2 pseudogenes are annotated in these 1037 nt (G+C 74.9%); both read left to right on the top strand.

What is annotated here, in order from left to right:
- A pseudogene (locus VQ03_RS29760) lies at positions 1-410 on the top strand (DUF3459 domain-containing protein); the annotation flags it as partial.
- Position 411: 1 nt separating this feature from the next.
- Positions 412-1037 (top strand): annotated as a pseudogene (locus VQ03_RS29755) (malto-oligosyltrehalose synthase); the annotation flags it as partial.

The raw sequence follows: 1037 nt of genomic DNA, 5'->3' as shown, positions 1-1037 counted from the left end.
TCGCCGCCTTCGCCGACGAGGAGAAGGCGAAGACGATCCCCGATCCCACCGCGGAGGCGACGTTCCGGCGCTCGATCCTCGACTGGGCGGAGCGCGAGCTTTCTCCGCACCGCGAGGTCCTGGCCGACACGACCGCGCTCCTGCACTTGCGTCAGCGCGAGGTGGTGCCGCTGACGAAGACCGCCTGGCAGGGCGGTGCTTACGCGCTGCCGCGGCCCGACGTGGTCGACGTGACCTGGTCCTTCGCCGGCGGGACGCTCCGTTTCGTCGGGGTGTTCGGCGGCGATGCCTACGCGCCGGGACCGCTGCCCGGCCGCGTCATCTGGCGCTCGCCCTCCGTTTCGCAGGACGAGAACGGTTCCCTGGTGCTGCCCGCATGGTCGGGCGTGTTCGTGAAAGAGGTGCGTTGAGATGGCCGTGACCGAGGATGTCGTCGCGCGCCTCGCCGACGAAGCGGGCATCGCCGCCGACTACACCGACGCCTTCGGCCAGCGCGTCGAGACCCCGCTCGCCGTGCGCCAGGGGCTGCTCGCCGCCCTCGGCCTTCCGGCGGGGACCGAGGAAGAGGCGCAGGCGAGCCTGAACCGCATCCGCTCCCTGCGCCACGGCCTGGTGCCGCCCCTGGTTCCCGTCGAGGCGCGCCGCGCCGCCCGGGTGCCGGTCCGGCCGGGGGACGCCTCCGGCACGGTGAGCTGGCGGGTCGTCGACGAACGCGGCACCGCCCGGGACGGGCGCGTGGCCCTGGGCCCCGAGACCGCCGCGATCGAGCTGCCGCCGCTCACCCCCGGCTACCACCGCCTGACCGTGACGCTGGGCGAGACACGCGCCGAAGCGACGGTGATCGCCGCGCCGCAGCGCTGCTGGCGCCCGCGGGCGCTCGGCGACGAGGGCGCCCGGGACTGGGGCTTGGCGGCCCAGCTCTACGGCCTGCGCTCCAAGGACAATCTCGGCATCGGCACCTACGCCGATGCCGGTCGCGCGGCGGCGGATGCGGGTGCGCGGGGGGCGGCCTTCCTGGGCTTGAGCCCCGTCCACGC

Source organism: Methylobacterium tarhaniae (assembly GCF_001043955.1).
Taxonomy (GTDB): Bacteria; Pseudomonadota; Alphaproteobacteria; order Rhizobiales; family Beijerinckiaceae; genus Methylobacterium; species Methylobacterium tarhaniae.
Note: the sequence above shows the minus strand (reverse complement) of the source record. Positions and strands in the feature narration are given on the sequence as shown.